At 63.4% G+C, this 22,864-nt stretch carries 21 protein-coding genes; 5 read left to right on the forward strand and 16 right to left on the reverse strand.

The window, feature by feature from the left end:
* Positions 1–39 precede the first annotated feature (39 nt).
* Positions 40–930, reverse strand: a complete 891-nt coding sequence (locus tag AT959_RS13090) for a radical SAM protein (RefSeq protein ID WP_066883770.1) — start codon at positions 928–930, stop codon at positions 40–42.
* 2 nt (positions 931–932) lie between these two features.
* Complete coding sequence (locus AT959_RS13095; RefSeq protein ID WP_066883772.1) at positions 933–1,358, reverse strand: acyl-CoA thioesterase; 426 nt, start codon at positions 1,356–1,358, stop codon at positions 933–935.
* Positions 1,359–1,485: 127 nt separating this feature from the next.
* Between AT959_RS13095 and AT959_RS13100 the strand changes: the two genes are divergently transcribed.
* Genes AT959_RS13100 through AT959_RS13110 form a run of 3 tightly spaced genes read left to right on the forward strand, consistent with a single transcriptional unit; the run spans position 1,486 to position 2,809 of the window.
* Positions 1,486–2,025, forward strand: a complete 540-nt coding sequence (locus AT959_RS13100; RefSeq protein ID WP_066883774.1) for a lipocalin family protein — start codon at positions 1,486–1,488, stop codon at positions 2,023–2,025.
* Complete coding sequence (locus AT959_RS13105) at positions 2,022–2,387, forward strand: YajD family HNH nuclease (protein ID WP_066883776.1); 366 nt, start codon at positions 2,022–2,024, stop codon at positions 2,385–2,387. Before AT959_RS13100 ends, AT959_RS13105 begins: the two co-directional genes overlap by 4 nt.
* Before the next feature lie 8 nt (positions 2,388–2,395).
* Positions 2,396–2,809 carry a secondary thiamine-phosphate synthase enzyme YjbQ gene (locus tag AT959_RS13110; RefSeq protein ID WP_066883778.1) on the forward strand — a complete coding sequence of 138 codons (414 nt, stop codon included), beginning with the start codon at positions 2,396–2,398 and terminating at the stop codon, positions 2,807–2,809.
* A gap of 9 nt (positions 2,810–2,818) precedes the next feature.
* Here AT959_RS13110 and AT959_RS13115 read toward each other — a convergent pair whose 3' ends face one another.
* From AT959_RS13115 to AT959_RS13145, 7 genes are all read right to left on the reverse strand, one after another.
* Positions 2,819–3,544: a DUF4198 domain-containing protein gene (locus tag AT959_RS13115; protein ID WP_157651302.1), complete on the reverse strand. Its 726-nt coding sequence runs from the start codon at positions 3,542–3,544 to the stop codon at positions 2,819–2,821.
* Between the two features lie 142 nt (positions 3,545–3,686).
* On the reverse strand, positions 3,687–6,089 hold the full coding sequence (locus AT959_RS13120; RefSeq protein WP_066883782.1) for a TonB-dependent receptor: 2,403 nt from the start codon (positions 6,087–6,089) through the stop codon (positions 3,687–3,689).
* A gap of 82 nt (positions 6,090–6,171) precedes the next feature.
* Positions 6,172–7,176 (reverse strand): FecR domain-containing protein, encoded by a 1,005-nt coding sequence (locus tag AT959_RS13125; protein WP_066883784.1) that lies wholly within the window; start codon positions 7,174–7,176, stop codon positions 6,172–6,174.
* Positions 7,169–7,687 (reverse strand): sigma-70 family RNA polymerase sigma factor, encoded by a 519-nt coding sequence (locus AT959_RS13130; protein WP_066883786.1) that lies wholly within the window; start codon positions 7,685–7,687, stop codon positions 7,169–7,171. Before AT959_RS13130 ends, AT959_RS13125 begins: the two co-directional genes overlap by 8 nt.
* Before the next feature lie 209 nt (positions 7,688–7,896).
* A complete protein-coding gene (locus AT959_RS13135) occupies positions 7,897–8,370 on the reverse strand; it encodes a universal stress protein (RefSeq protein WP_157651303.1) in 474 nt (157 codons plus the stop codon).
* 19 nt (positions 8,371–8,389) lie between these two features.
* Entirely contained in the window at positions 8,390–8,761 is a 372-nt protein-coding gene (locus tag AT959_RS13140; RefSeq protein WP_066883790.1) for a hypothetical protein, read from the reverse strand.
* Complete coding sequence (locus tag AT959_RS13145) at positions 8,761–10,023, reverse strand: putative Na+/H+ antiporter (RefSeq protein ID WP_066883792.1); 1,263 nt, start codon at positions 10,021–10,023, stop codon at positions 8,761–8,763. The genes AT959_RS13140 and AT959_RS13145 overlap by 1 nt, the downstream gene beginning before the upstream one ends.
* A gap of 163 nt (positions 10,024–10,186) precedes the next feature.
* On the opposite strand from AT959_RS13145, the gene AT959_RS13150 reads away from it, so the two are divergent.
* Both AT959_RS13150 and AT959_RS13155 read left to right on the forward strand, forming a co-directional pair.
* On the forward strand, positions 10,187–11,749 hold the full coding sequence (locus AT959_RS13150) for an ATP-binding protein (protein ID WP_205629914.1): 1,563 nt from the start codon (positions 10,187–10,189) through the stop codon (positions 11,747–11,749).
* On the forward strand, positions 11,742–12,353 hold the full coding sequence (locus AT959_RS13155; RefSeq protein WP_066883796.1) for a response regulator transcription factor: 612 nt from the start codon (positions 11,742–11,744) through the stop codon (positions 12,351–12,353). Before AT959_RS13150 ends, AT959_RS13155 begins: the two co-directional genes overlap by 8 nt.
* Positions 12,354–12,378: 25 nt before the next feature.
* On the opposite strand, the gene AT959_RS13160 is transcribed toward AT959_RS13155, so the two are convergent.
* The 7 genes from AT959_RS13160 to AT959_RS13190 form a co-directional block, all read right to left on the reverse strand.
* Positions 12,379–13,698: a hypothetical protein gene (locus AT959_RS13160; RefSeq protein ID WP_066883798.1), complete on the reverse strand. Its 1,320-nt coding sequence runs from the start codon at positions 13,696–13,698 to the stop codon at positions 12,379–12,381.
* A 251-nt stretch (positions 13,699–13,949) separates the two neighbouring features.
* Positions 13,950–14,825 (reverse strand): glutathione-dependent disulfide-bond oxidoreductase, encoded by an 876-nt coding sequence (yghU, locus tag AT959_RS13165; protein ID WP_066883800.1) that lies wholly within the window; start codon positions 14,823–14,825, stop codon positions 13,950–13,952.
* Between the two features lie 34 nt (positions 14,826–14,859).
* Positions 14,860–16,056, reverse strand: a complete 1,197-nt coding sequence (locus AT959_RS13170) for an RtcB family protein (RefSeq protein ID WP_066883802.1) — start codon at positions 16,054–16,056, stop codon at positions 14,860–14,862.
* 66 nt (positions 16,057–16,122) lie between these two features.
* Entirely contained in the window at positions 16,123–17,520 is a 1,398-nt protein-coding gene (locus AT959_RS22135) for a 3-oxoacid CoA-transferase (RefSeq protein WP_083518397.1), read from the reverse strand.
* 73 nt (positions 17,521–17,593) lie between these two features.
* Complete coding sequence (locus tag AT959_RS13180) at positions 17,594–18,097, reverse strand: acetone carboxylase subunit gamma (protein WP_066883804.1); 504 nt, start codon at positions 18,095–18,097, stop codon at positions 17,594–17,596.
* Positions 18,098–18,133: 36 nt separating this feature from the next.
* On the reverse strand, positions 18,134–20,458 hold the full coding sequence (locus tag AT959_RS13185; protein ID WP_066883806.1) for a hydantoinase B/oxoprolinase family protein: 2,325 nt from the start codon (positions 20,456–20,458) through the stop codon (positions 18,134–18,136).
* Between the two features lie 11 nt (positions 20,459–20,469).
* Positions 20,470–22,617 carry a hydantoinase/oxoprolinase family protein gene (locus tag AT959_RS13190; protein WP_066883808.1) on the reverse strand — a complete coding sequence of 716 codons (2,148 nt, stop codon included), beginning with the start codon at positions 22,615–22,617 and terminating at the stop codon, positions 20,470–20,472.
* Positions 22,618–22,864: the final 247 nt, after the last annotated feature.

Here is a 22,864-nt window from a genome sequence, read left to right on the forward strand (position 1 = left end):
GCGACCGGATCGTACTGCCGGTCAATTGAGCCAAGGGCGCTACAGCCCCCGCGCCCAGGCTGGGCGCAAGCCGGCCGACTCGGGCGCAGTAATCGCCTGGCGGACCTCGCCCAGCAAGCGCGCCTTGTCCGCCCCCAGCGTCCCTTTCAGGACCAGCCAGTTCGAGGCGTGGTCGCTGCGGAAAACGGTGCGCTTCAGTTCCAGCCCGCTCAGCAGGCGCTCGGTTTCGACGAATAGTTCATGCTGGCTCAACGGCTCCCAGCCGGGAAAACCGGCCCGCAAGCGTTGTTCGCCCTGCGGAAAACTGACCACCAGCGTCGCCAGGTATTCCGGTTGCGTCGCATTGATCAGGCGGGCCGAATTGTCGGCATGCTGCGCGCTGAGCGCCTTGCCACCCAGGCCGTTGAGGATCATCACCGAACGCGTGATGCCGGCCTGCCCGAGCTTGTCGAGCGACTCGCGGGTGGTTTCAAAGCTTTCGCCCTTGTTGACCGCCGCCAACACCTGGTCGTCACCCGACTCGGCACCGACATAGACCATCTTCAGGCCGGCCGCCGCCAGTTCGTCGATTTCCTGCTGCGACTTCTTGCGCAGGTTGCGCGGCAGGCAGTACGAGGAAATCCGCCGCACCGCCGGCAGGTGCGTGCGGATCGCTTCGAGAATGCTCAACAGGCGGCGGGTCGGCAGGACCAGCGCATCGCCATCGGCCAGGAAGACCCGGCGTACCTGATCGCCGTAGCGCTGGCCGGTCAGGCGGATGCTTTCCAGCACCTCGTCTTCTTCCCGGGCGCGGAATTTCTTCTGCGGCGCGGTGTACATCTCACAGAAAGTGCACTGGTTCCACGAACAGCCATCGGTGACCGGCAGGATCAGCGATTCCGCCTCGCTGGGCGGCCGGAAGACCGGCTCGACGTAGCGGATCGGGATCATGCTCAGGCGCTCACCTTGGCGATGAAGGCCGGCGGCACCAGGGCCGCCTTGCGGGCGGTGTAGTCGAAGAACATGATGCCGTGCTTGCCGCGCGCCACTTCGCGGCCGCTGGCCTGGTCGCTGAGACGCCAGACCAGGTCGCAGCCGTACTTGTTGAAATCGTCGGCGGCCATTTCGACGAGCAGCGTTTCGCCGTGGAAGGCTTCGGAACGATACTGCGCCGCGACATCGGCGACAACGATGCCGACGCCTTCGACATCCAGTTCGCTATAGCCGAGCGACTTGAAGAAGCGCACCCGCGCCTCGGAAACCAGCGAGATCAGCGCCGCATTGTCGAGGTGATGGCCGTAGTTGATATGGCTGATGTAGATGGGAATTTCGGTCGAAAAACTGAAACGCTCGGGCAAATCGATCTTGATGCGGGGCATGTTGTCTTACCTGGAAATGGGCAAAACCCGATTCTAAGGGCTGCGCCCGCTCGTCACCAGCACCGGGCAAGCCCTTGGCAAGGCAAGCCGGCACGTTAGAATCTGCCGCATCAGCCTTGGAGTCGCCATGAAACGTCCTTGTACAACCGCCCTCGCCAGTCTGCTGGCCCTCGCCCTGCTCGTTCCCGTTGCCCGGGCCGAAGAGCCGGCCGTCAAAAGCGTCGGTCAGGTCGACCTCGCTCGCTATGCCGGCAAATGGCACGAAATCGGCGCCTTCCCGATGTTCTTCCAGCGCCAGTGCATCGGTGACACGACAGCCGAATACGTGCTGAAGACGGATGGCGAAGTCAGCGTCACCAACCGCTGCCGTACCGACAGCGGCTTCGATCAGGCCAGCGGCCGGGCTTGGGCGCCCGAGGCGGCGCGCAGTGCAGAACTGAAGGTTTCCTTCTTCTGGCCCTTCCGTTCCGACTACTGGGTCATCGCCCTCGATCCGGATTACCGCTGGGCGGTGGTCGGCAACCCCAACCGCAAATACCTGTGGCTGCTGTCGCGCACGCCGCAACTGCCGGCCGCCGACATCGAGCGCGCCCTGAACGCCGCTGCCAGCCAGGGCTACGACCTGAAACAGTTCAAATACACCCGCCAAACGGAGACCACCCCATGAAAGCCATCGACCACAGCCGCCTCGACCAGGTCGTCCGCGATGCCCGCAAGGCCGCCGACAGCCGCGCCGAGGGCTACCGCGAGCGCGCCCTGAAAATCTACCCGTGGATCTGCGGCCGCTGCGCCCGCGAATTCACCACCGCCAACCTGCGCGAACTGACGGTGCACCACCGCGATCACAACCACGACAACAACCCGAACGACGGCAGCAACTGGGAGTTGCTCTGCCTCTACTGCCACGACAACGAGCACCAGAAGCAGATCGAAGCCGACCGTGGCTACACCGACAGTTCGCTGGGCGGCGGCGGCGCAACGCACAACCCGTTTGCCGCGCTGCAGGGCCTGCTGAAAAAGAAGGATTGAGCCGGGCGATGGCCGAACAGTATCGCCTGTCGATCACCACGCGCGGCCGGGGTTCGACCGAGATCACCGGCGAAATCGCCGCGCTGGTGGCCAGTGCTGCGGTCGACGTCGGGATTGCCCACATTTTCGTCCGCCATACCAGTTGCAGCCTGGCGATTACCGAAAACGCCGACCCGACGGTCCGCCGCGACCTGGAAACCCTGCTCCAGCGCTGGGCGCCGGACGGCGACCCGGCCTACCGCCACGACCTCGAAGGCGACGACGACATGGCGGCCCACGCCCGTTCGCTGCTGACCGGCGTTTCGCTGAGTGTGCCCTTCGCCGACGGCCGCCTGCTGCTCGGCACCTGGCAGGGCATCTACCTGTTCGAACACCGGACCCAGAGCCACCGGCGGGAAATCGTCCTTACCCTGCTCGGCTGAATTCGGCCGTCACTCCGGCCGGCGCGGCACGCTAAAGGAAAGTGTCGTCGAATGGGCGACACGCTGGCTCGTGCACTCCGCCACACATGCCTCGGCATGGCTGGCCTGGATGACATTCAAGCCGTTGCTGCCCAGCGTGACGACGGCCAGACCGGCGGCATCGGTGCGCAGAGGCGCCGCCTGGTCGTCATTGATGAAGTCGCCGATCAGCTTGGCATTGGCCAAAGGCTGCCCGCGCAGCAGCAGGCGAAGCGGCAGGCGCTCGCCCTTGCGCAAGGCCAGGGGATCTTTCAGCGGCACAATTTCCAGCGGCAGGCCGAGCGGCCGAGCCGGCTCGCCCGACGCGGCGAGCACGGCGCTGGCATAGCGCAGCAGGCGCCAGGTCCGGCGGACTTCCCCGGCCCCCGCCGCCTGCCCGTCGGCCAGCCAACGGCCATCCGTCATCTCGCGCCAGGCGCCGGCATCGAGGCGCAAAGCCAGCCGGGCCACCGGCTCCTCGGGCACGAAGCGCCACTGTCCGGCCCGTATTTCGCTGCGCCAGCCGGCCGCTTGCCCCTGCTCGTTCCAGGCCTCAACCTGCTGGATAGCCGCCGGATCATAAGCCTCGTCCTCGGCTCCTTCGCCATAGACCGCCGCCCACTGCCCTGCCCGCTGGGCCACCCAGAGGCCGTGCGCCTGGACGCTACCGGCCAGCAGGGCAAGGGCGAGGGTCAATACTGCGTGGTGAAATTTCATTGCGTGCATCCTTTAGGGAAACGCTGAAATATTGGTCATCCCCGCGAAAACGGGGATCCAGTTCGTTGATTTTCTGGATTCCCGCCTTCGCGGGAATGACATATTTGAATAAATCAGCGTTTTTCTTAGCCAATTGCGCCATTTAGAAATCAACCGTCGCCGACAACTGGAAAGTACGCGGCATGCCGATGGCCAGCGTGCTCCAGGTCGATGCCCCGGCCCAATATTCCTTGTCCAGCGCATTGCGCAGGTTGGCGCGCCAGACGACGTTCTTGCCGACCAGGCTGGTCTTGTAGCGGGCGCCGAGATCGAGCGTCGTCCAGGCCGGCAACTGCCGGCTGTTGCTCTGGTCGACATACTGTTTGCCGCTGTGCAGCACGCTGCCGCTGACGGTCAGGCCGCTCAGCACCGGCACATCCCATTCGGCATTGAAGCTGGCCTGCACGCCGGGCACGCCGACCGCCGTATTGCCTTGCGTTGCCGCGCTATTGGTCTGGGTCAGTTTGGCGTCGATCCAGGTGATGCCGCTGTAGAGACGCACCCCGTCGCCAGCCGCGCCGAAGGCGGAAAGCTCGATGCCGCGATTGCGCTGCTCGCCATCGACGGCATAGACGTTGTTGCTCAATTGCCCGCTCGGTCGGGTGATCTGGAAGGCGCTCAGCATGGTCATCAGGCGGCCGTGATCGACCTTGACGCCGATTTCATGCTGTTTCGTCTTGTACGGCGCAAAGACCTCGCCGGCATTGAGCGCCGTCATCGGCGCGCTGTCGCCCTTGGCCAGACCTTCGATGTAGTTGCCGTACAGCGAAACATGGTTCAGCGGCTTGAAGACCACGCCCAGCATCGGCGTCAGCGCACTCTTGTCGTAGCTGCTGCTGACGGCGCCGCTGGCGGCATAGTTTTCCGAATTGACGTTCTGCTGGCGCAGACCCAGGATCACCTGCAGCCGTTCGTCAAAGGCCGACACGGTATCGGACAGCGCGACGCCGCTCAGCGTATTGGCCGACTGCTTGAGCACGCTGCCCGGCAAGGCAACATCCTGTGCCGGCTGGTCGATCGGGTTGTAGAGATTCGACGTGTAAGTCCGCCCATTCACCGTTCCGCGCCCCAGGCTATCCTCGTAGCGGCTGAACTGCAGGGTCACCCGATGCTTCAGCGCCCCCGTTTCAAAGCGCCCGCGCAAGCCGCCTTCGAGCGAACTGCGCTGCACGTCGAAAATCGCCGCCACCGGCAAAACACTGGTATTGCCGCTGCTGCTGGTGATTGACGGCGTATTGAACAGGCGCTCGACATCGGTCTGCGCCGTGCCGAAACTACCGAACACCGACAGCTGCTCGGCCGCCTCGTATTCAAGACGCAACAGCGCCGACTGCTCGTCGCTACGCGAGTATTCCCAGGACTGCGTGGTGTTGCGCCGGCCGTCCGGCGCCTCGGGCACCGCCACACCGTTGTTCAGCCACAAGCGCCGGGAGGGAGCATCGATATTCTCCCGCTGATCGATCAGATCCAGCGTCGCCTTCAGCTTCTCGCCCTGGTAATCGAGCGCCAGCGCACCCAGGCTGGTCCGTTTCGATTGATTGTCGAGTGCCGTATCGCCGTTCTGGTAGGCACCATTGAAGCGCACGCCAAACTGGCGCTCCGGCCCGAAACGACGGGCGACATCGACATGCCCACCGAGCTGGCCATCGCTCAGGTAGTCGCCCCGCACCTGCGTCAGATCATTAGCGGCCCGCTTCGGCACGACATTGATCGTGCCGCCGCCGGCGCCGTTCGGCGACATGCCGTAAATCATCGCCGCCGGCCCTTTGAGAACTTCGATCCGCTCGGCGTAATCGGCCATAACGCGATAGTTCGGACCGACGCCATAGAGGCCGTCAAAGGCGATCTCCCCGGTGTTGTTGTCACCGACCGCAAAGCCGCGGATGAAAAAGGCATCGGCATTGTCGGCCCCCATGCCGCTGCTGCGTACCGACGGGTCCAGGCGCACCATGTCGGCCACCGTCGTCGCCTGGGCATCCTGGATGCTCTGGGCGGTAAAGGCCGTGACACTGAAGGGCGAATCCATCGTATCGACATTGCCCAGCATGCCCAGCCGCCCACCCCGCGCCATCTGGCCGCCGGCATAGGCCTTGGGCAACTCCCCCGGCTGCATGGCTGCCGTCACGGTGAGCGGCGACAAGGTGGCCTCGGACTCGCTACGCGGCCGGACGCGTAGTTCGCCACCGACCACCACCCCGTCCAGGCCGCTGCCGGCCAGGGCCTGTTCGATGGCCGACTGGGCGCTCATGCTGCCGGCGATGGCCGGCGCATTTTTACCGGCGAGCAGCGCCGCATTGACACTCAGTTGCCAACCGGCCTGGCTGGCAATGCGGGTCAGCGTCGTCGACAGCGGGCCGGCCGGAATATCGAAGGCCTGTGCCGGGCGGGCAGCCTGGGCCAGTGCCGACTGCGGCGCAAAACCGAGGCCGAGCGCCGGCCCGACCAGAAGAGCGGCGCGGACAGCCAGCACCAGCGTGTGTTGGGAAAGCAGATGAAGATCCGGCATGAGAGAAGCTCCAGAGAATGAATGTGTTGTTTCACCTGGTATGCCGAACACGCCCCGAAAAAGGGAACTGCCGTTCAAGAAATTATTTGGCGATCAGCCGCAAGTGGTCGTGCCCCGCCCTTTCGACCTGCAGCGGCAGGCTGCCTTCGAGGGCGGCGAGGATGAGCGGCAAGTCGCGTTCCGGATTGCCGATGCGGTAGACGCCGACTAGCCGCAGCTGGCTGACGCGCGACTCCACCTCCAGCTTCACGGTCGTATAGCGGCCGAGTTCGGCGAGGAAATCGGCCAGCGGCACGTTGTCGGCAATCAGCAAGCCTTTCGTCCAGCCCTCGCGAGCCGCTGCGGCGGAACCATGGGCGGCGGCCTGCCGGGCCGTCAGACGGCCGCTTTCGCCGGTCTCGACAATCACCGTGCGATTGTCGTCCGCCGGCGCCAGACGCACTGCGCCGGCAAAGACATCGACCAGGGTCTGGCCGCCCACGCTGCGTACCGAAAAGCGCGTCCCGAGTGCCGTGACCCGGCCATGCACGGTATCCACGACCAGCGGGCGCGGCACACTCCTGCGGTCGACACCCGAATCGAGCAATATTTCGCCATCGTAGAGGACGATACGGCGCAATTCGTCGTTGTAATCGACCTTGACCCGGGTCGCCGTATTCAGGCTCAACTGGCTGCCATCATCGAGTTCGAGCTGGCGGGTTTCGCCAACCGCGGTCCGCAAGTCGGCAGTCAGTGCCGCCAGCACCTGCCACTTTGCCGGGCGCGGCAAGGCGGCCCCAAGCACGGCGAGGCCGCCCAGCGCCATGGCGCCAACGCCGAGCAGGCGCAGCGCCTGCCGGCGCGATTTACAGCTCAATTCGCGTCGTGCCTCCAGCAGCGCTTGTCGGAAGCAAGCCGGAGGCGCATTGGCCCGCAGCCGGGAAAACGGCTGGGCAATCATCTCGACCCGTGCCCAGGCCTGGGCGTGCTCGGGGGCGGCAGCCAGCCACTCGTGCCAGCGTTGCCGCTCGGCTTCGTCGGCTGTTTCGTCACCCAGTCGGGCAAACCATTCGGCGGCGGCGGCCAGGGCGGCATTTTCCTTATTCATCGGCATCGCCGGCCTGCAGCATCAAACAATTCAGCATGGCTTCGGCCATGTACTTTTTGATCATCCGCTCGCTGACGCCGAGGCGTTCGCCGATCTCCCGGTAAGTCAGGCCGTCGAGTTGCGACAGCAAGAAGGCTTCGCGGACGCGCGGCTTCAGGCGGTCGAGCATGGCATCGACCTGCATCAGCGCCTCCAAGGCCAGCGCCTTTTCTTCCGGCGACGGCGCGAACGGCTCGGGCTGGCTGCTCAGGGCATCCAGCCAAGCCCGCTCCAGCGTCTGACGACGCCAGAAGTCGACCAGCAGGCCGCGTGCGACCGTGGTCAGATAGGCCCGCGGCTCACCGAGCGGCTTGGTCTCCCGCCGTCCAAGCAAACGCAGAAAGGTATCGTGGGCGAGATCCGCCGCCCGCTCGCCGCAACCGATCTGGCGGCGCAACCAGCCATGCAGCCAGCCATGATGCGCGCGATAGATGTCGCCAATACATTCGCCGGATGCGGCCGCGAGGTCCATGGAAAGCTCCTGAGAGGTAACTCTTCGGCTGGCTATCCGCGCTGCGGTTTGGCTGGCTTAGTTGATAATCGTTCTCATTATCCGGAACAATCGGGGAGCGGTCAATTGGCAGACAAAGAGCGGCGGCTATGATGGCAGCCAGACGCCGCAGGCAAAAAAACAGGCGGTTGCCCGCCTGAAAACTCTCCTCCACGAGAAAAGCGCGACCCTCAGGCTTCGGGCGAGCCGTCAGCCAGCACCAGGGTCAGCGGCACCGTGCCGTGGCGCTGGCGCAGGCGGCGACCAAGTCCGGCCGGGAACAGGCCGAGGCAATAGGTGCTCGGCACGACGATCGCCGAGCAATTGAGTTCTTCGGCCAGGTCGATGATGCCGGCGACCGCTTCGCTTTCACGGAAATAGCACTGGCTGGGAATACCGGCATCGCGCAAGGTGTTGGCCGCGGCCTCGAGAAAGATGGCCGCGCGTTCCTGGAAATACTGGCTGACTTCGGCCTCGGTGTAAAAGCGCAGCACTTCCCAGTTACGTACCGGTTCGGCGACATGGAGCAGGCAGACCTCGACGGCAACGCCGGCCCGGGCGCACTCGATGGCATAGCGCAGGCTCCACGCCGACTCGGCACTGGCATCGATCGGGATCAACAGTTTGAGCCCACTGCCGGGGGCAACGGAATGCAGATTTTTCATGATCGACAGATCTCCCATGTCACTCCCCTTCCCTGGCGGAATCCGCCGTTAGCCCGCTGCGCTGCCGGATGGCCTGATCCAGCCCCCGGCGCATCCGGCGGAAAAACAATGGCCCGACCACAAGCAGCAGCAAGGGCAAGGAAAGCAGCAACTGAGTCAGGAAAACCATGCCCGGCGCAGCCTCTATCCGCGCCGCCGGCTGCAATAGCCAGGTCACCAGCACGACACCGGCAAGCATGCCGAGGCGCTCGAAACGGTCGAATTCCAGCCCGCCTATCCGCGTCAGCAGTTCCGGCCACTCCCCCACCGGCCACAGGCGCAATTGCGGAAAGACCTGCCCAAGCAGCCATTGCAGGCAAGGCGAACGCAGGATCGGGCTGGCGCGGGTCATTACAGGGCGAGGAAGGCAAAGATGGCGACGCAGGTTGGCGGCAAGGCGGCCAGGAAGAGGCCGAGCGGGCTGACCGACTGTTCGTCGAAACTCGATTTGAGAATGGAGAGGCCGGCCGGATTCGGCGCATTGGCGATGATCGTCAAGCCGCCACCGGTCACCGCGCCGGCCACGATGGCGTACTTGAATTCCGGCGAGACGCCGTCGACCAGCGAAGCCAGGTAGGTCAGCGCGGCGTTGTCGGTGACTGCCGTCAAGGCGGTGGCGAGGAAATAGAGCACGGTCGGTTCAACGCCGGTCAGGGCGCTTTGCAGCCACCAGCGCTGCAGGCCGCCGAGAACCACCAGGCCGGCCAGGAAGAAGGCGACCAGCAAGCCTTCACGCAGGATCAGGCGATCCTGGTACTGCTTGTAGGCTTCGGTATACCCCAGGAAAAAGAGGAAAAAGCCCATGAAGACGACGGGATGGTGGGCAAAGAATACGACCCCGACGAGAAATAGCAGGTGGACGCCGGCGACGGTGCGCGACATGCTGGCCGGCGCCCCGTCGACCTGCCCCTTGGCGGCAATTTCATGGCGGAAGAACCAGGTCAGCACGGCGGCATTGACGAATACGGCGAAGGCCGCTTTCCAGCCGAAATGGGAGAGCATGAACAGGCTGTCCCACTGCCACTTGCCTGCCACCATCAACACCGGCGGTGCGGCAAAATTGGTCAGCGTGCCGCCGATCGAAATATTGACGAAAAGCAGGCCGAGGGTGGCGTACTTCAGGCGGTTGGAAAGCTGCTGCTGGAAATAGCGATCGCGCAGCATCAGCGCGGCCAGCGTCATCGCGGCCGGTTCGGTAATGAAGGAGCCAAGCAGCGGCACGACCGACAGGCAGAGGAAATAGACCGCCACCACGCGCTGCATGGGGATCATGCTGGCGATAAACTGGACCAGCGCAATGATGGTGTTCAGGATCGGGCGGCTGGCGGCAATCACCATGATCACGAAGACGAACATCGGCTCGGTGAAATTGCGTGCTTCCAGGTAGTCGACCGCAGCATCCTTGCCGGACAGCCCGACCAGCGTGGCGATCAGGATGAAGGCCCAGAAACCGAAGACCACCTCGACCTCGGCCAGCAGGTGCCAGAGACCGGCATGGCGCGGCTGGGCATGGGCCAGATGGGCGAAGAACTTGGTCGAAAAGGTGTGCAGCACCGCCAGTGCAAAAATGACGGCAGCGACGATTTCCGGGGTTGAGGCAGCAATGTTCGGCATGATTTCGGGTCGAAGCGATATGCACTCCAATATAGCCATCTGCCGCCTTTGCGATAATTCGGGAGTCGCTTAGCGCTTTCACCTACGGGATTCCCTTATTACCGCCCTCCATCGTCTCGGTCACAATGCAGGCACCACCTTTCCGGCAATGCGCCCTCCCGGTTTGAACCCCCTCCTGCTCTACCTCGGCTTTGCCGGCCTTTACATTGCCCTCGATGTCGCCAGCTTCATCGATCCGCTGCACGGGCTGAACATCACGCCCTGGAACCCGGCCCCGGCCCTCGGGCTGGTTTTCCTGCTGCGCCTGGGAAAATCGGCCTGGCTGCCGTTGACCGCGACACTGCTGCTCAGCGAATGGCTGATCCGCGGCCTGCCGCAAGCCTGGTGGACGAGTCTCGGAGCGACGCTGATCCTGGCTACCGGCTACATCGCACTGGGCGAACTGCTGCGCCGCCGGCTGCCGCCGGCCACCCTGCTCGACGACCGCACCGCGCTGTTCAACTGGATAGTCCCGATCGCCGGCGGCACCCTGTTGATCAGTCTCGTCTATCTGAGCAGCCTGAGCCTGCTCGGGCTATTGCCGGCGAGCGGCTGGAAAACCGGCGTCCTGCATTTCTGGGTCGGCGACGGCGTCGGCATTGCGGTCGCCATGCCCCTCTTCTGGTGGCTGAGCAGCGAACGCGGCCGCATTTTGCTGAAAGCCGCCGCCTGGCGCTGGGAAACGCTGGGCTATGCACTGCTCAGCCTGGCCGCCTTGTGGCTGGCCTTCGACGTCGGCGATGACAACCGCTCCAAGCTGTTCTATCTGCTCTTCCTGCCCATCGTCTGGGCTTCCGCCCGCCAGGGCATGGCCGGCGCCATCATCTCCGCCTCGCTGCTGCAGGCCGAGGTGATCGCCGTCGTCCAGGCGCTCGACTACAGCGCGGTGACGGTCGCCGAAATGCAGATGCTGTCGCTGGCGATGGCCCTGATCGGCTTTTTCATCGGCAGCGTGGTCGATGAACAGCGGCGCACCAGCGATGAACTGAAACAGACGCTGCGCCTCGCCGCGGCAGGCGAAATGGCCGGTGCCATGGCGCACGAGTTGAACCAGCCGCTGACGGCACTGGCCGCCTACGCCGCCGCCTGCGAAAAACTGCTTGAGCGCGGCGAGTCGGGCGAGCGCCTGAATGCGGCGATCCAGGGCATGCTGCTCGAATCGGGCCGCACCGGCGAAGTCGTCCGCCGCCTGCGCGACTTTTTCCGGACCGGCGCCACCAAGCTGGAAGCGCTGCCGCTGGCCGAGATCATCACTCAGGCCAGCCGCCCCTACCAGGACAAGGCCGTCCAACGCGGCGTCGAATTCACGCTTGGCCCGATTCCCGACGCCACCTTGCTGGCCGACCGCCTGCAACTTGAAGTGGTGCTCCGGAATCTGCTGGCCAACGCTTTCGATGCCGTCGCCGCCAGCGAACTGGAACGGCACCAGGTCGCACTGCGGGCGGAAGTGCTGCATGGCAACCGGGTCTCGATCGAGGTCGAGGATTCCGGCACCGGCCTTTCCGGCAAGGAGGCAGCCTTGCTCTTCGAACCTTTCCAGTCCTCGAAATCAAGCGGCCTCGGCCTCGGCCTGGTCATCAGCCGGGCCATCGTCGAAACCCATGGCGGCACGCTGTGGGGAGAAGTCGCCTCGCACGGCATCTTCAAAATCATTCTGCCGCTTCAGGAGAGCCCCTCGCATGCATGAGCCACTCAGCGTTTTTATCGTCGATGACGATGCTTCCGTCCGCGACGCCCTGAGCTTGCTGCTCGGCATCCACGACTACCGGGTCGCCGTCTTTGCCGATGCCGAAAGTTTCCTCAAGGCCTACAAAAAGGAATGGCGCGGCTGCCTGCTGCTCGACATCCGGATGCCCGGCATGGATGGCCTGTCGCTGCAAAAGCACCTGGCCGAGCTGGGCAGCGAATTGCCGGTCATCGTGATGACCGGCCACGGTGACGTCGCCTCGGCCCGTGAAGCCTTCCGGGCCCTGGCCATCGACTTTCTCGAAAAGCCGCTCGACCACAAAAAGCTGCTGGCCGGCCTGGCCGAGGCATTCAGCCGCCAGCAGGTCAGCCTGGTCGCCAAAATGAATCAGGACCAGACGCAGCGCCTGCTTGGCAACCTGACCCCGCGCGAACGGGAAATCATGGAAAAGGTGGTCAACGGCCAGCACAACCGGGAAATCGCCGCCGAACTCGGCATCAGCCCGCGCACGGTGGAGGTGCACAAGGCGCGGATGATGGACAAGCTCGGTGTCGGCAACGTGGCCGACCTGGTTCGCCTGCAACTGCACGCGAACCGGGGTTAAGCCGGAAGCAGCCCGGCCTTGCCGGCTAACTGCTCTTTTCCAGTCGTTCCGGCGCGCGGGCCTGCAGCACCGGCAAGACTGGCGCCGGGATATCCGTCACCAGCAGCTTCGGATTGGTCTGCGGCGTCGGCATGATGAAGTCGCTCATGCGGGATGCCGCGATCACTGCCGCGTAAGCCGGATCGACAAGATTCCGCTGGATCAGGTCGAGCGGACTGTTCAGCAGATTTTGCAGGGTCTGCGCCGCAATCGACGCCCGACGCTCGGCGTCAGCGACATCGGCAATCACCGGGGCGGCGCCTGGCGTGCCGATCTGGTCGGCGAGCGCGGCCGGATTGCCGAGCGGCACGGCCTGCCCATCGAGCGGCGAAATGATGCCCGGTGGGGGCGTGCCTGTAGCGGAAAGATCGGTCGCACTCACCGACGCTGGATTCGTCGGCGAAATTCCGCTGTCGCGCACCAGGGTGGCCGCTGTGGCATCCGGCCCGAGCAGCCCGGCGGTCAGTGCGCCTTGCAGCACGGCCGGCTTCGACAAAATCGTCGCCGTATCGAGGCCTGCGGCCGCCAGATCAAGATCGCTCAACTGGACACCGTTCAAAACGCTATCGGCCGACAATGCCTGCAATAAATCAGTGCCGACCGCGGCGCTCTGGGCGGTTGAATTGGTATTCAGCCCCAACAGCGTACTCAGATCAACGGGTTGGGCCGGGGAGCCGCCCAGTTGCGTCAAATCGACTTGGGCCAGCGCGGCACTGACCGCCTGTTGTTCAAACCCCGTCAGTTGCTCCAGCAAAGACTGGCTTGCCTGATTGAGCAAGGCCTGCGTCCCTGCCGGATCGCTTGCGATGGCGGTGTTCAGGACGTTCGGGTCGATCTGCAGGCTGAGCGTCCCGACTGTATCTCCAGGCGTAGCGGCAACCAGTTCAATACCGATCCCCCGCAGCCTGGCGAGGCTGGCACTGTCGCTGGCGATGGCGCTGCTCGCCAACTGGTTCAGGCTCAACGCCAACTGGTCGACCAGCAAACTGTCGGAAAAACCGGTCAACAAGGTCTGCGAACTGGCAACATTACTTTGCAGGGCATTGAACGTGTCGACCAGGCCCTGTGCCGTGGCAAAGACGCTCGCCGGGCTACTGTCGGCCAGTGCTGCCTGCTCGGCTTGCAGCCGCTCCCGGGCCGCCGAAACGCCGGACAGCAAGAAACCGGCATCCGAAATATCAACAATGCTGGACGCGCGGTCGAACGCGGCCTGAACCGGCGGCGAGCTTGCCGTGAGCAACGACGTACGCACCACCGGCGGAACGGCGGAAAGAGCAATCGGCTGAATCGAGAGAGAACTGCTCATCGCAAAACCACCCGGCTTGATTGGCAATCAGCCAAGCATCCGGTCTCGCACCACGATATCTGCCAGAAAATCGGGACTGGCTGAAAAGTGCCGGTTTTTTGCTGTCTACCGTAGGCTCAAGGGCTGCGTGGCATCAATGCCGTGGCTCGGCATCGAAAACTCGACGCCTCGCCGCGACAACTGATTGGTAGACAATGTCAAGGAATCGCTGGTTCTATCGGTGCCTGCCTATTTGTCGGAACCGGCAAACCTCATGACCGGGCCTGGAGTTTGTCTTGCGTGCGGAGTTCGAAGTCTGTCACATCGTGGCGCTCATGCAGTTGGCTCTCCAGCGGCCCGTTCACCCGGTTGACCATGCGGCCTCGTTGCACGGCCGGGCGCTGGCCGATTTCATCCGCCCAGCGAATCACGTGGGGGTACTCATTGACCTGCAAAAACTCCCCCGCCTCGTATAGCTGACCTTTGGCCAAAAGCCCGTACCACGGCCAGATGGCCATGTCGGCGATGGTGTACTGATCACCGCCGACATAGGGGCTTTCGCCCAGCCGCCGGTTGAGCACATCCATCTGGCGTTTGACCTCCATCGCATAGCGGTCAATTGCGTATTCGATTTTGGTCGGCGCATAGGAATAGAAATGGCCGAAGCCACCACCCAGAAAAGGCGTACTGCCCATCTGCCAGAACAGCCACGACAGGCATTCGGCGCGGCGGGCCGGTTCGCTGGGCACAAAGGCGCCAAACTTCTCGGCCAGATAGAGCAGGATCGATCCCGACTCGAACACCCTGACCGGTTGCGGACCACTGCAGTCCAGTAGCGCCGGAATCTTGGAATTGGGGTTCACCTCGACAAAGCTGCTACCAAACTGATCGCCCTCGTTGATCCGGATCAGCCAGGCATCGTATTCAGCCCCGTGCAGCCCGAGGGCCAGCAATTCTTCCAGCATCACCGTCACTTTGACGCCGTTGGGTGTCGCCAGCGAATACAGTTGTAGCGGGTGTTTGCCACGGGGCAGCACCTGCTCATGGGTGGCCCCGGCAATGGGCCGGTTGATGTTGGCGAACTGGCCGCCGTTCGCCTTGTCCCAGATCCAGACTTTGGGGGGGAGATAACTGTTGGTGTCGGACATGAATGCCTCTCTGAATGATTTCTGAAATGCGAACCTAGCCCTTGACGCAGACCACCTGCTTCAGGGTATGCAGCACCTCGGTCAGGTCGCTCTGGTTGGCCATCACCTGGTCGATGTCCTTGTAGGCGCCGGGAATCTCGTCGATGACGCCCTTGTCCTTGCGGCAGATGACGCCGGCCGTCTGCTTGAGCAGGTCGGCTTCACTGAAGGTCTTGGTGGCCGCCGTCCGGCTCATCCGGCGGCCGGCGCCGTGAGCGCTGGAGTCGAAACTTTCCGGGTTGCCCTTGCCGCGCACGATGTAGCTGCGCGCGCCCATGCTGCCGGGAATGATGCCGAGATCGCCGGCCCGGGCCCGGATCGCCCCCTTGCGGGTGACCCAGACATCAGCCCCGTAGTGGTGCTCGCGGGCCACGTAGTTATGATGGCAATTGACCACCTCGCTGGTCACCGCGAAAGCCGGCAGGTGCCGCTGCAGGCCGGCCAGCACCAGATCCATCATGCACTGGCGGTTGATGTAGGCGTATTCCTGAGCCCAGTGCACGGCCTCGACATAATCGGCAAAATAGGCGCTGCCTTCCCGAAAATAGGCCAGGTCGCGGTCGGGTAGCTGGATTTGCTGGCGCTCCATGTCGCGCCGCGCCAGTTCGATGAAGTAGCTGGCCAGCGCGTTGCCGATGCCCCGGCTGCCGGAGTGCAGCATCACCCAGAGCTGGTCCGACTCGTCCAGGCAGACTTCGATGAAGTGATTGCCGCCGCCTAGCGTGCCGAGCTGATTGACCCATTTCGAGGACTTGCCGAAGCTTTTCAACAATTGCGGGTGCTGCCGCATCATCTGCTTCAGCTTGGCCTCGAAAGGCCGCGCGGCCAGCGTCAAGGCTTGGGCATCCTCGTGCTGTGCCTTGCCGACCGGCACATCGCGGCTGATCTGCGTAAAGATCTTTTTCAACGCCTTCTCGCTCAGTTGATTGGCGCCGATCGACAGCCGGCAGGCGACCATGCCGCAACCGATATCGACGCCGACCGCGGCCGGCACGATGGCACGGTCGGTGGCGATCACCGAACCGATGGTCGCCCCGATGCCGAGATGAACGTCCGGCATCGCCGCGACATGGTGATGGATGAACGGCAGGCTGGCGATATTGGCCAGTTGTTGCTTCGACTTGTCGTCGACGTCATCGGTCCAGATCTTGACGGGCACCGGGCAGTTGGCGAGGGTTTGGCGGATCGGCATGGTCCGGAAACAGTAGCACGGCCCGGCGCCGCGCTCAAAAGCCGAAGCCTGCGGTCGACTACCTTTTCAGGGCAATTTTCGGGGCGCCCTGCCCGGCGCGGATCGCTCGACGACGAAGTCGCCGACGATGAAGCCGCACCCGGTTTTTGCCCTAACCTCTTCCGTAGAAACACCCGGGTGCAGTTCGCTCAGGGTCAGGCTGCCCTCCGCATTGACGGTGAAGACGCAGAGATCGGTAATGATCATGTCTACCACTCCCTTGCCAGTCAGCGGCAAGCTGCAGCGTGGCAGGATCTTGGGCGTTCCATCCTTTGCCGTGTGCTCCATCAGGACGATCACCCGCCCGACTCCGGAAACCAGGTCCATCGCACCGCCTGGCCCCTTGACCATCTTGCCAGGCACCATCCAGTTGGCCAGGTCGCCGTTCTCCGACACCTCCAGGCCGCCAAGAATGGACAGGTCGACATGGCCGCCGCGAATCATCGCGAAGGAGTCGGCGCTGGAAAAGAAACTGCTGCCGGGAATGCTCGTGATGGTCTGCTTGCCGGCATTGATCAGGTCGGGATCGACCGCCTCCGCCGACGGAAAGGGGCCGATGCCCAGCAGGCCGTTTTCCGATTGCAGCGTGACCTGCATGCCGTCGGGAATGTAATTGGCGACCAGGGTCGGGATGCCGATGCCCAGATTGACGTAGTAGCCGTTCCTCAACTCCTGCGCCGCCCGCCGGGCCATCCGTTCACGCAGCGGGTCGGCCTTGCCCGGCGTCGCCGTGCCGGCCGTGGTTCGGAACTCGATGCGCTTTTGGTAACCGGCGCCCTGGACAATGCGGTCCACGTAGATGCCCGGCGTGTGGATCTGGTCGGGATCCAGCTCGCCCGGCTCTACCAGTTCCTCGACTTCAGCCACCGTGACCCGGCCGCAGGTGGCGATCATCGGGTTGAAGTTACGCGCCGTCTTGCGGAAAACCAAGTTGCCGGCATGGTCGCCCTTCCAGGCCTTGACGATCGCGATGTCGGCGCAAATGGCCGGCTCCAGCACATAGTCCTGGCCATCGAACCGGCGCGTTTCCTTGCCTTCGGCCAGCCGGGTGCCGAACGCGGTGCGCGTGTAGAAGCCGGGGATGCCGGCGCCGCCGGCCCGCAGCCGTTCGGCCAGGGTGCCCTGCGGCACCAGTTCAAGCTCCAGTTCGCCGGCCAGCACCTGGCGCTCGAATTCCTTGTTCTCGCCGACATAGGAGGCGACCACTTTCTTCACCTGCCGCGTTTTCAGCAGCGGCCCCATGCCGAAATCGTCAACGCCGGCGTTGTTGCCGACGATGGTCAGGTCGCTGGTGCCGGCCTGCAGCAGCCCGGCGATCAGGTTTTCCGGAATGCCGCACAGGCCGAAGCCGCCGGCGGCGACGGTCATGCCGTCGAAGAGCAGGCCGTCCAGCGCGGCCTGGCTCGTTGCGTACACTTTGTTCATTGTGCTGTTCCCTCTTCTGGTCTTTTGCGAGGCAAGCGGGGAGCGACCAATCGCCCCCCGCCTAGCTCAGGCCTTAATCAACCCGTTCCGGTACCGGCAGATTCACCCATTCCTTGTAGAAAGCCTCGATGTCCGGCTCGAAGTCATGGATTACCGGATACCACGGGGTCGGCGCCTCGACGTCATGCAGCGTGCCGCAGGTCGGGCAGTAGTACTCGCGGTAGACCTGCCACTGGGTATCCGGCGCCATCAGTTTGGGATAGACCTCGGTCATTGCCTCTTCGGTGTCGCGCACGTAGATCGACGCGTGCAGCTTCCAGTTCTCCTTGTAATCGCAGAACTCGTGGCCACAGTCGCACTTGATGAGCCATTGCTTGGTCTTGGCCGACTGCACGATGTACATGTGCGGCGCCAGCGGCAGCACGATGCGGTCCTTGAAGCCGACCTTGGCCTGCAATGCCGCGACGTACTGCTCGAAGCGGCTGTTGTCCTTGGGCATCGACAGCATGCGGAAAGTGGTTTCCCAGTCCAGCGTGCCTTCGACCAGATGTGAAACCTGTTCATTGGTATATGACATTTTTGTCTCCTTGATTCAGATGGTGGCTTGCCCGACTTACTCTTCGACCTGAACGACGGTCGTCACGTCGGGCATCAGCGAGAGGTCCATGCGATGCTTGGAACCGTAGGTCGGCACGCCCAACTCTTCTTCCAGCAATTCCCACCCGGCCGGCAGATTCCAGAAGTCCTTGAACTCCTTGGTGAATTTCTCGGACAGTCCGAAGCTGGTGGCAAACATATGCTGGACCTGTACCGAGGCGTGCTTGTTGATGATCCGTTCGCGCTCTTCCTTCATCCACTCGCGGGTCGGCAGGGCACGGGCAAGGCGCTCCTTGCGCATCGCCGAACGACGGGCCAGGGTCTTGGCTTCGTCGACCGTGTAGACGCCCTTGGCATCCTGGGTGAAGACCGCGCCATAGACCTTCTGCGCGTATTCCGGCAGCAGGAACTTCTGGTTCAGGTCGTTCTCGATGGCCTTGACCTCGCGATCGATCGGATCGCCGAAGCCCGGGCCGCCGCGCAGGTAGTTCAGGTAGAGGTCGTGGTTGTCGTAGCAATCCTCGGTGGTGACGCACTGCTTGTCGCGCTTGACCACCGCCGTCGCGTCAAGGTGGCGCTCGTAGTCGGGTGCCGAGGGATCGATGTCGCCGCCGAGCGGCAGCGAGTCGCCGATCGCGATGCGCTCCTTGAGGCCTGTCTTGTGGGCTTCGAAACGGTAGCCGGTGGCCGACGGGTAGCCGCCCATCATGCCCCAGTCGCTGTTCATGAAGCCGTTGCCCATGAAGAACATCGTCCAGTCCTGGGCGTTCCAGACCATGCGCAGGGTTTCGAAACCGCAGCCGCCGCGGTACTTGCCGTAGCCGCCGGAGTTGGCCTTGACGTTGCGGCCGAGGTAAAGGAGCGGCTCGGCCATTTCCCAGATTTCGATGTCGCCCATGTCGCCTTCCGGATTCCAGATGGCGGCGGCGTGGTTCAGGCCGTCCTTGACGGCGCAGGCGCCGGTGCCGCAAGAAGAGGCCTCGAAGCTGTTGACCGCATGGATCTCGCCATCCTGATTGATGCCGCCGCCCTGCAGCCAATTGGAGGTATTGGCGTTGCCGGCATTGACCTCTTCCAGATAGCCGCGGCTGAAGTAGGACTGGCCGAGACCGCGCCACAACGCCGCCCAGCCGGAGACCAGGAAGTGCCAGGCATAGGCGTGGCCGGTGCGGCGGTCATCCGGGTTGCACCAGGTGCCCTTGGGCAGGTGGAACTCGGTAGCGTAGTAGGCGCCGTCGTTGATGCGCTGGGTGGGGACCAGAGTCTGGCACATCATCACCCAGATGCCTGAGGTGAAAGCCACCTGGTGTGCATTGAAGGTATGCCAGCCCCAGCGGCTGGCGCCTTCGAAGTCGAGCCGCCACTTGCCGTCCGGCTTGATGGTCATCTCGCAGGGGGAGTGCATTATCGAATCGAGCTTGGCGAAGGCATTGGAGACCTGCACGTCGTCGTGCTTGAAAGGCACATCGACGAAGGACACCTTACGGTACTTGCCCGGCAGGGTCATCGCCTTGACCCGACTCATCAGGCCGCGGCGGCCTTCCTCGATCACTTCGTGCGAGAACTTCATGTACGCATCAAGGCCGTCGGCCCGGATCACCTCCTCGACCAGCTCGCGGATCATGTGGCAGCCGGCAATGCGGGTCTTCTCGTCGAGAATCCAGTATTTCGGCGTGCGTACCGAACGTTGGCTTTCATGCAGCCAGTCGCGCAGCGGCTCGTCGTTGATACCGGTCTTACGGCAGGTAATCATGTAGCCGTCGCCGAAACGCTGGGTCTGGCCGGTGGACATCGAACCCGGCGTCACGGCGCCGGTGTCGATGACGTGGGTGACGCCGCCCACCCAGCCGATCAGCTTGCCATCCCAGAAGATCGGGACGATGGTGGCGATGTCGCAGGGGTGCACGTTGCCGATCGAACAGTCATTGGTCGTAAACATGTCGCCGGGATTGATCGTCGGGTTGGCTTCCCAGTTGTTCTCGATCATGTACTTGATCGCTGCGCCCATGGTGCCGACGTGGATGATGATGCCAGTCGAGGTCAGGACGCAGTCGCCGGCGGCGTTGTAGAGCGTGAAGCAGAGTTCGCCTTCCTGCTCGACGATCGGGCTGGCGGCGATCTTTTTCGCCGTTTCGCGGGCATGGACCAGGCCGCCGCGCAGCTTGGAGAACAGCTTTTCGTAGCCGATCGGGTCGCTGTCGCGCAGTTCCAGCTGTTCCAGGCCGTTGTAGTAGCCGGTCGCCTTGGTGCGCTCGATGATCGCATCGCGGTGCTGCTTGAGCGTCATGCCGCTGGCCAGCAGGTTGCCGATGCCGATTTCTTTGGTGCTCATCATATTCATGATTTATCTCCTCACTTGACTTCTTTGAGATGGAACAGGCGATGCTTGTCGATCGTGGTTTCGAAGCCGTCCGGCACGACGAAGGTCGTCGCGTCGGATTCGATGATGGCGGGGCCGACGATGTGGTTCCCGGCCTTCAGCGACTCCATCTTCCACAGCGCCGCTTCGACCCAGCGCTTGTGGCGGTAGAACGGGCGGGTACCGAGATAGGCCTCCTTGGGCGGCGTCGGGCCGCAGTCCGCGTCCTCCGGCAGCACCGGTTTCTGCGTGACGACCATGCCGCGTAGAATGGCGCCGGTGATCGAGAAGCCGAGTTCCGGCGAGCGGGCTGAACTGGCATAGACCCGGCCGTAGGTAGTTTCGAAGCTATCGACGATCTGGTCCCAGTCTGCTGCGGTGGACGCACTGGAAACGGGAGAAACGATTTCGAGATCGTTCAACTGCCCCATGTACTGCATCTTGTAGCCGGGGATCAGCAGCACGTCTTCCGGCTTGAAGCCGTTGATGATGAACTCGTCGATTACCTTGACCGCCAGTTCGCCCCAGGCTTCCTGCAGCGTGGCGCAGGCCGCCGCCTTCTTGTCGTCGCTCGCGAACTGGGCAACCCCGAGGTCGACCGACTTGTCGTAGCGATACTCGAAGTCGGCACAGGCGCAGCCGAAAGCCGAGAAACCGGCGGCCCAGGCGGGGACCACGACATCCTTGAAGCCGACGCCCTCGGTATAGCCGTAGGTGTGCACCGGGCCGGCGCCACCGTAGGAGAAGCAGGTGAACTCGGCCGGGTTGTAGCCCTTGGCGCTGATGTTGGCGCGCAGGTATTCGGACAGCGTCAGGTCGAGCAGCTCGATGACGCCGGCCGCCGCATCTTCGACCGAGAGGCCGAGCGGGTCGGCGATCTGCGCCTTGATGTGGTCACGAGCGCGCTGGACGTCGAGCTTGATGGCGCCGCCGAGGAAGTTCTGCGGATTGAGGTAGCCGAGCACGACGTGGCAATCGGAGACCGAGACCGTATCCAAGCCGCTTTCCGGCCAGCAGGTGCCGACGCGGTAGCCGGCACTGTCCGGGCCGAGCTTGATCGATTTGCTGTACGGGTCAAGGCGGACGAAACTGCCGGCACCGGCACCGACCGAGTCCATCGCCACCAGCGGCAGCGACAGGACCAGGCGGGCCATGTCGGGGTCGGACTTGATGGCGAAATTGCCCTTGGTGATCAGCGCCACGTCGAAGCTGGTACCGCCGATGTCGGAGCAGGCGATGTTCTCGTCGCCGAGGTATTCACCGAGCAACTTGGAACCGATCACCCCGCCGATCGGGCCGGAGACGATGGTGCGGGCCAGTTCCTTGGCCTTCCAGCTGATCGTGCCGCCGTGCGTCGCCATCACCCGCAGATCGAACTTGGCGCCGTGTTTCTTGAAGCGGTCGCTGACCTTCTTCAGCGTCTGGCGCGACGGTTCGGCGCCGTAGGCTTCGAGGATGGTGGTGTTCATCCGGTGGCTTTCCTTGCGCGACGGGTAGTAATCGACCGATGCGAAGACCGGGATGTCCGCCTTGAGTTTCTTCAGTTCGTCACGCACCAGATCGCGCGCCCGCTGTTCGCTGGCCTCGTTCTTGTGGGACTGCAGCAGGCAGATCACGATGGCCTGGGAACCGGCCTCGACCAGATCGCGGGTGGCCTGGCGCACTTCGTCTTCGCGCAACGGAATGACGATCTTGCCCTGGACATCGGTGCGCTCGGTGACACCGCGGGTGCGGGAAACCGGCACCAGCGGCTCGTCGTAACGGTGGGTGTTGAGGTGGATGCGATCTTCCAGGGCGTAGCCCAGGTAGCTCTGCAAGGCGCGCCCCATCGAGTGGATTTGCTCGAAGCCCTTGTTGCAGATCAGGCCGACATCAAGGCCCTTGCGCATCAGGATGCGGTTGAGCATCGCGGTGCCGGAATAGACGCAGGTCACCAGTTCCGGATAAACGTCATCGACGTTCCGCCCCCAGTGTTCGAGAGCGTCGACCGACGAGTTATAGATGGCGAGGGATTCGTCCCCCGGGTTGCTTTGCGCCTTGCCGACGACAAAACGTCCATCGGCCCGCACAAAAAAGGTATCGGTCATCGTGCCGCCGGCATCGATGCCCATCACCTGTACGTTTGACTGCTGGATTTGCATGTTTGTCTCCTGTCATTGGTATGTTGTGGTGAGTGATCCCACGCTGACCTAATGGCAAGGGGCGGGCCAGGTCGCGAAAAAGTCGCCACCCGGTTGAATTCCATCGATTAATCATGAGCTTGGCGAAAACACGAAGAAAACGACAACTGTCCGGCCAATGGCAGAAAAACGTCCTGAATCACGACGCCAATTTTCGACTGTCCGAATTCCGGACACTTCTTCAATGCTTTGCTGCGCCGCACAAGCC

This window comes from Dechloromonas denitrificans (assembly GCF_001551835.1).
GTDB lineage: Bacteria > Pseudomonadota > Gammaproteobacteria > Burkholderiales > Rhodocyclaceae > Azonexus > Azonexus denitrificans.

Coding starts and splice junctions, on each gene's coding strand:
- AT959_RS13160 (WP_066883798.1), bottom strand. CDS start 13,698: ATGAGCAGTTCTCTCTCGATTCAGCCGATTGCTCTTTCCGCCGTTCCG.
- AT959_RS13190 (WP_066883808.1), bottom strand. CDS start 22,617: ATGCAAATCCAGCAGTCAAACGTACAGGTGATGGGCATCGATGCCGGC.
- AT959_RS13155 (WP_066883796.1), top strand. CDS start 11,742: ATGCATGAGCCACTCAGCGTTTTTATCGTCGATGACGATGCTTCCGTC.
- AT959_RS13180 (WP_066883804.1), bottom strand. CDS start 18,097: ATGTCATATACCAATGAACAGGTTTCACATCTGGTCGAAGGCACGCTG.
- AT959_RS13125 (WP_066883784.1), bottom strand. CDS start 7,176: ATGAATAAGGAAAATGCCGCCCTGGCCGCCGCCGCCGAATGGTTTGCC.
- AT959_RS13100 (WP_066883774.1), top strand. CDS start 1,486: ATGAAACGTCCTTGTACAACCGCCCTCGCCAGTCTGCTGGCCCTCGCC.
- AT959_RS13095 (WP_066883772.1), bottom strand. CDS start 1,358: ATGCCCCGCATCAAGATCGATTTGCCCGAGCGTTTCAGTTTTTCGACC.
- AT959_RS13185 (WP_066883806.1), bottom strand. CDS start 20,458: ATGAATATGATGAGCACCAAAGAAATCGGCATCGGCAACCTGCTGGCC.
- AT959_RS13090 (WP_066883770.1), bottom strand. CDS start 930: ATGATCCCGATCCGCTACGTCGAGCCGGTCTTCCGGCCGCCCAGCGAG.
- AT959_RS13115 (WP_157651302.1), bottom strand. CDS start 3,544: ATGAAATTTCACCACGCAGTATTGACCCTCGCCCTTGCCCTGCTGGCC.
- AT959_RS13130 (WP_066883786.1), bottom strand. CDS start 7,687: ATGGACCTCGCGGCCGCATCCGGCGAATGTATTGGCGACATCTATCGC.
- AT959_RS13110 (WP_066883778.1), top strand. CDS start 2,396: ATGGCCGAACAGTATCGCCTGTCGATCACCACGCGCGGCCGGGGTTCG.
- AT959_RS13120 (WP_066883782.1), bottom strand. CDS start 6,089: ATGCCGGATCTTCATCTGCTTTCCCAACACACGCTGGTGCTGGCTGTC.
- AT959_RS22135 (WP_083518397.1), bottom strand. CDS start 17,520: ATGAACAAAGTGTACGCAACGAGCCAGGCCGCGCTGGACGGCCTGCTC.
- AT959_RS13145 (WP_066883792.1), bottom strand. CDS start 10,023: ATGCCGAACATTGCTGCCTCAACCCCGGAAATCGTCGCTGCCGTCATT.
- AT959_RS13170 (WP_066883802.1), bottom strand. CDS start 16,056: ATGCCGATCCGCCAAACCCTCGCCAACTGCCCGGTGCCCGTCAAGATC.
- AT959_RS13140 (WP_066883790.1), bottom strand. CDS start 8,761: ATGACCCGCGCCAGCCCGATCCTGCGTTCGCCTTGCCTGCAATGGCTG.
- AT959_RS13135 (WP_157651303.1), bottom strand. CDS start 8,370: ATGAAAAATCTGCATTCCGTTGCCCCCGGCAGTGGGCTCAAACTGTTG.
- AT959_RS13105 (WP_066883776.1), top strand. CDS start 2,022: ATGAAAGCCATCGACCACAGCCGCCTCGACCAGGTCGTCCGCGATGCC.
- yghU (WP_066883800.1), bottom strand. CDS start 14,825: ATGTCCGACACCAACAGTTATCTCCCCCCCAAAGTCTGGATCTGGGAC.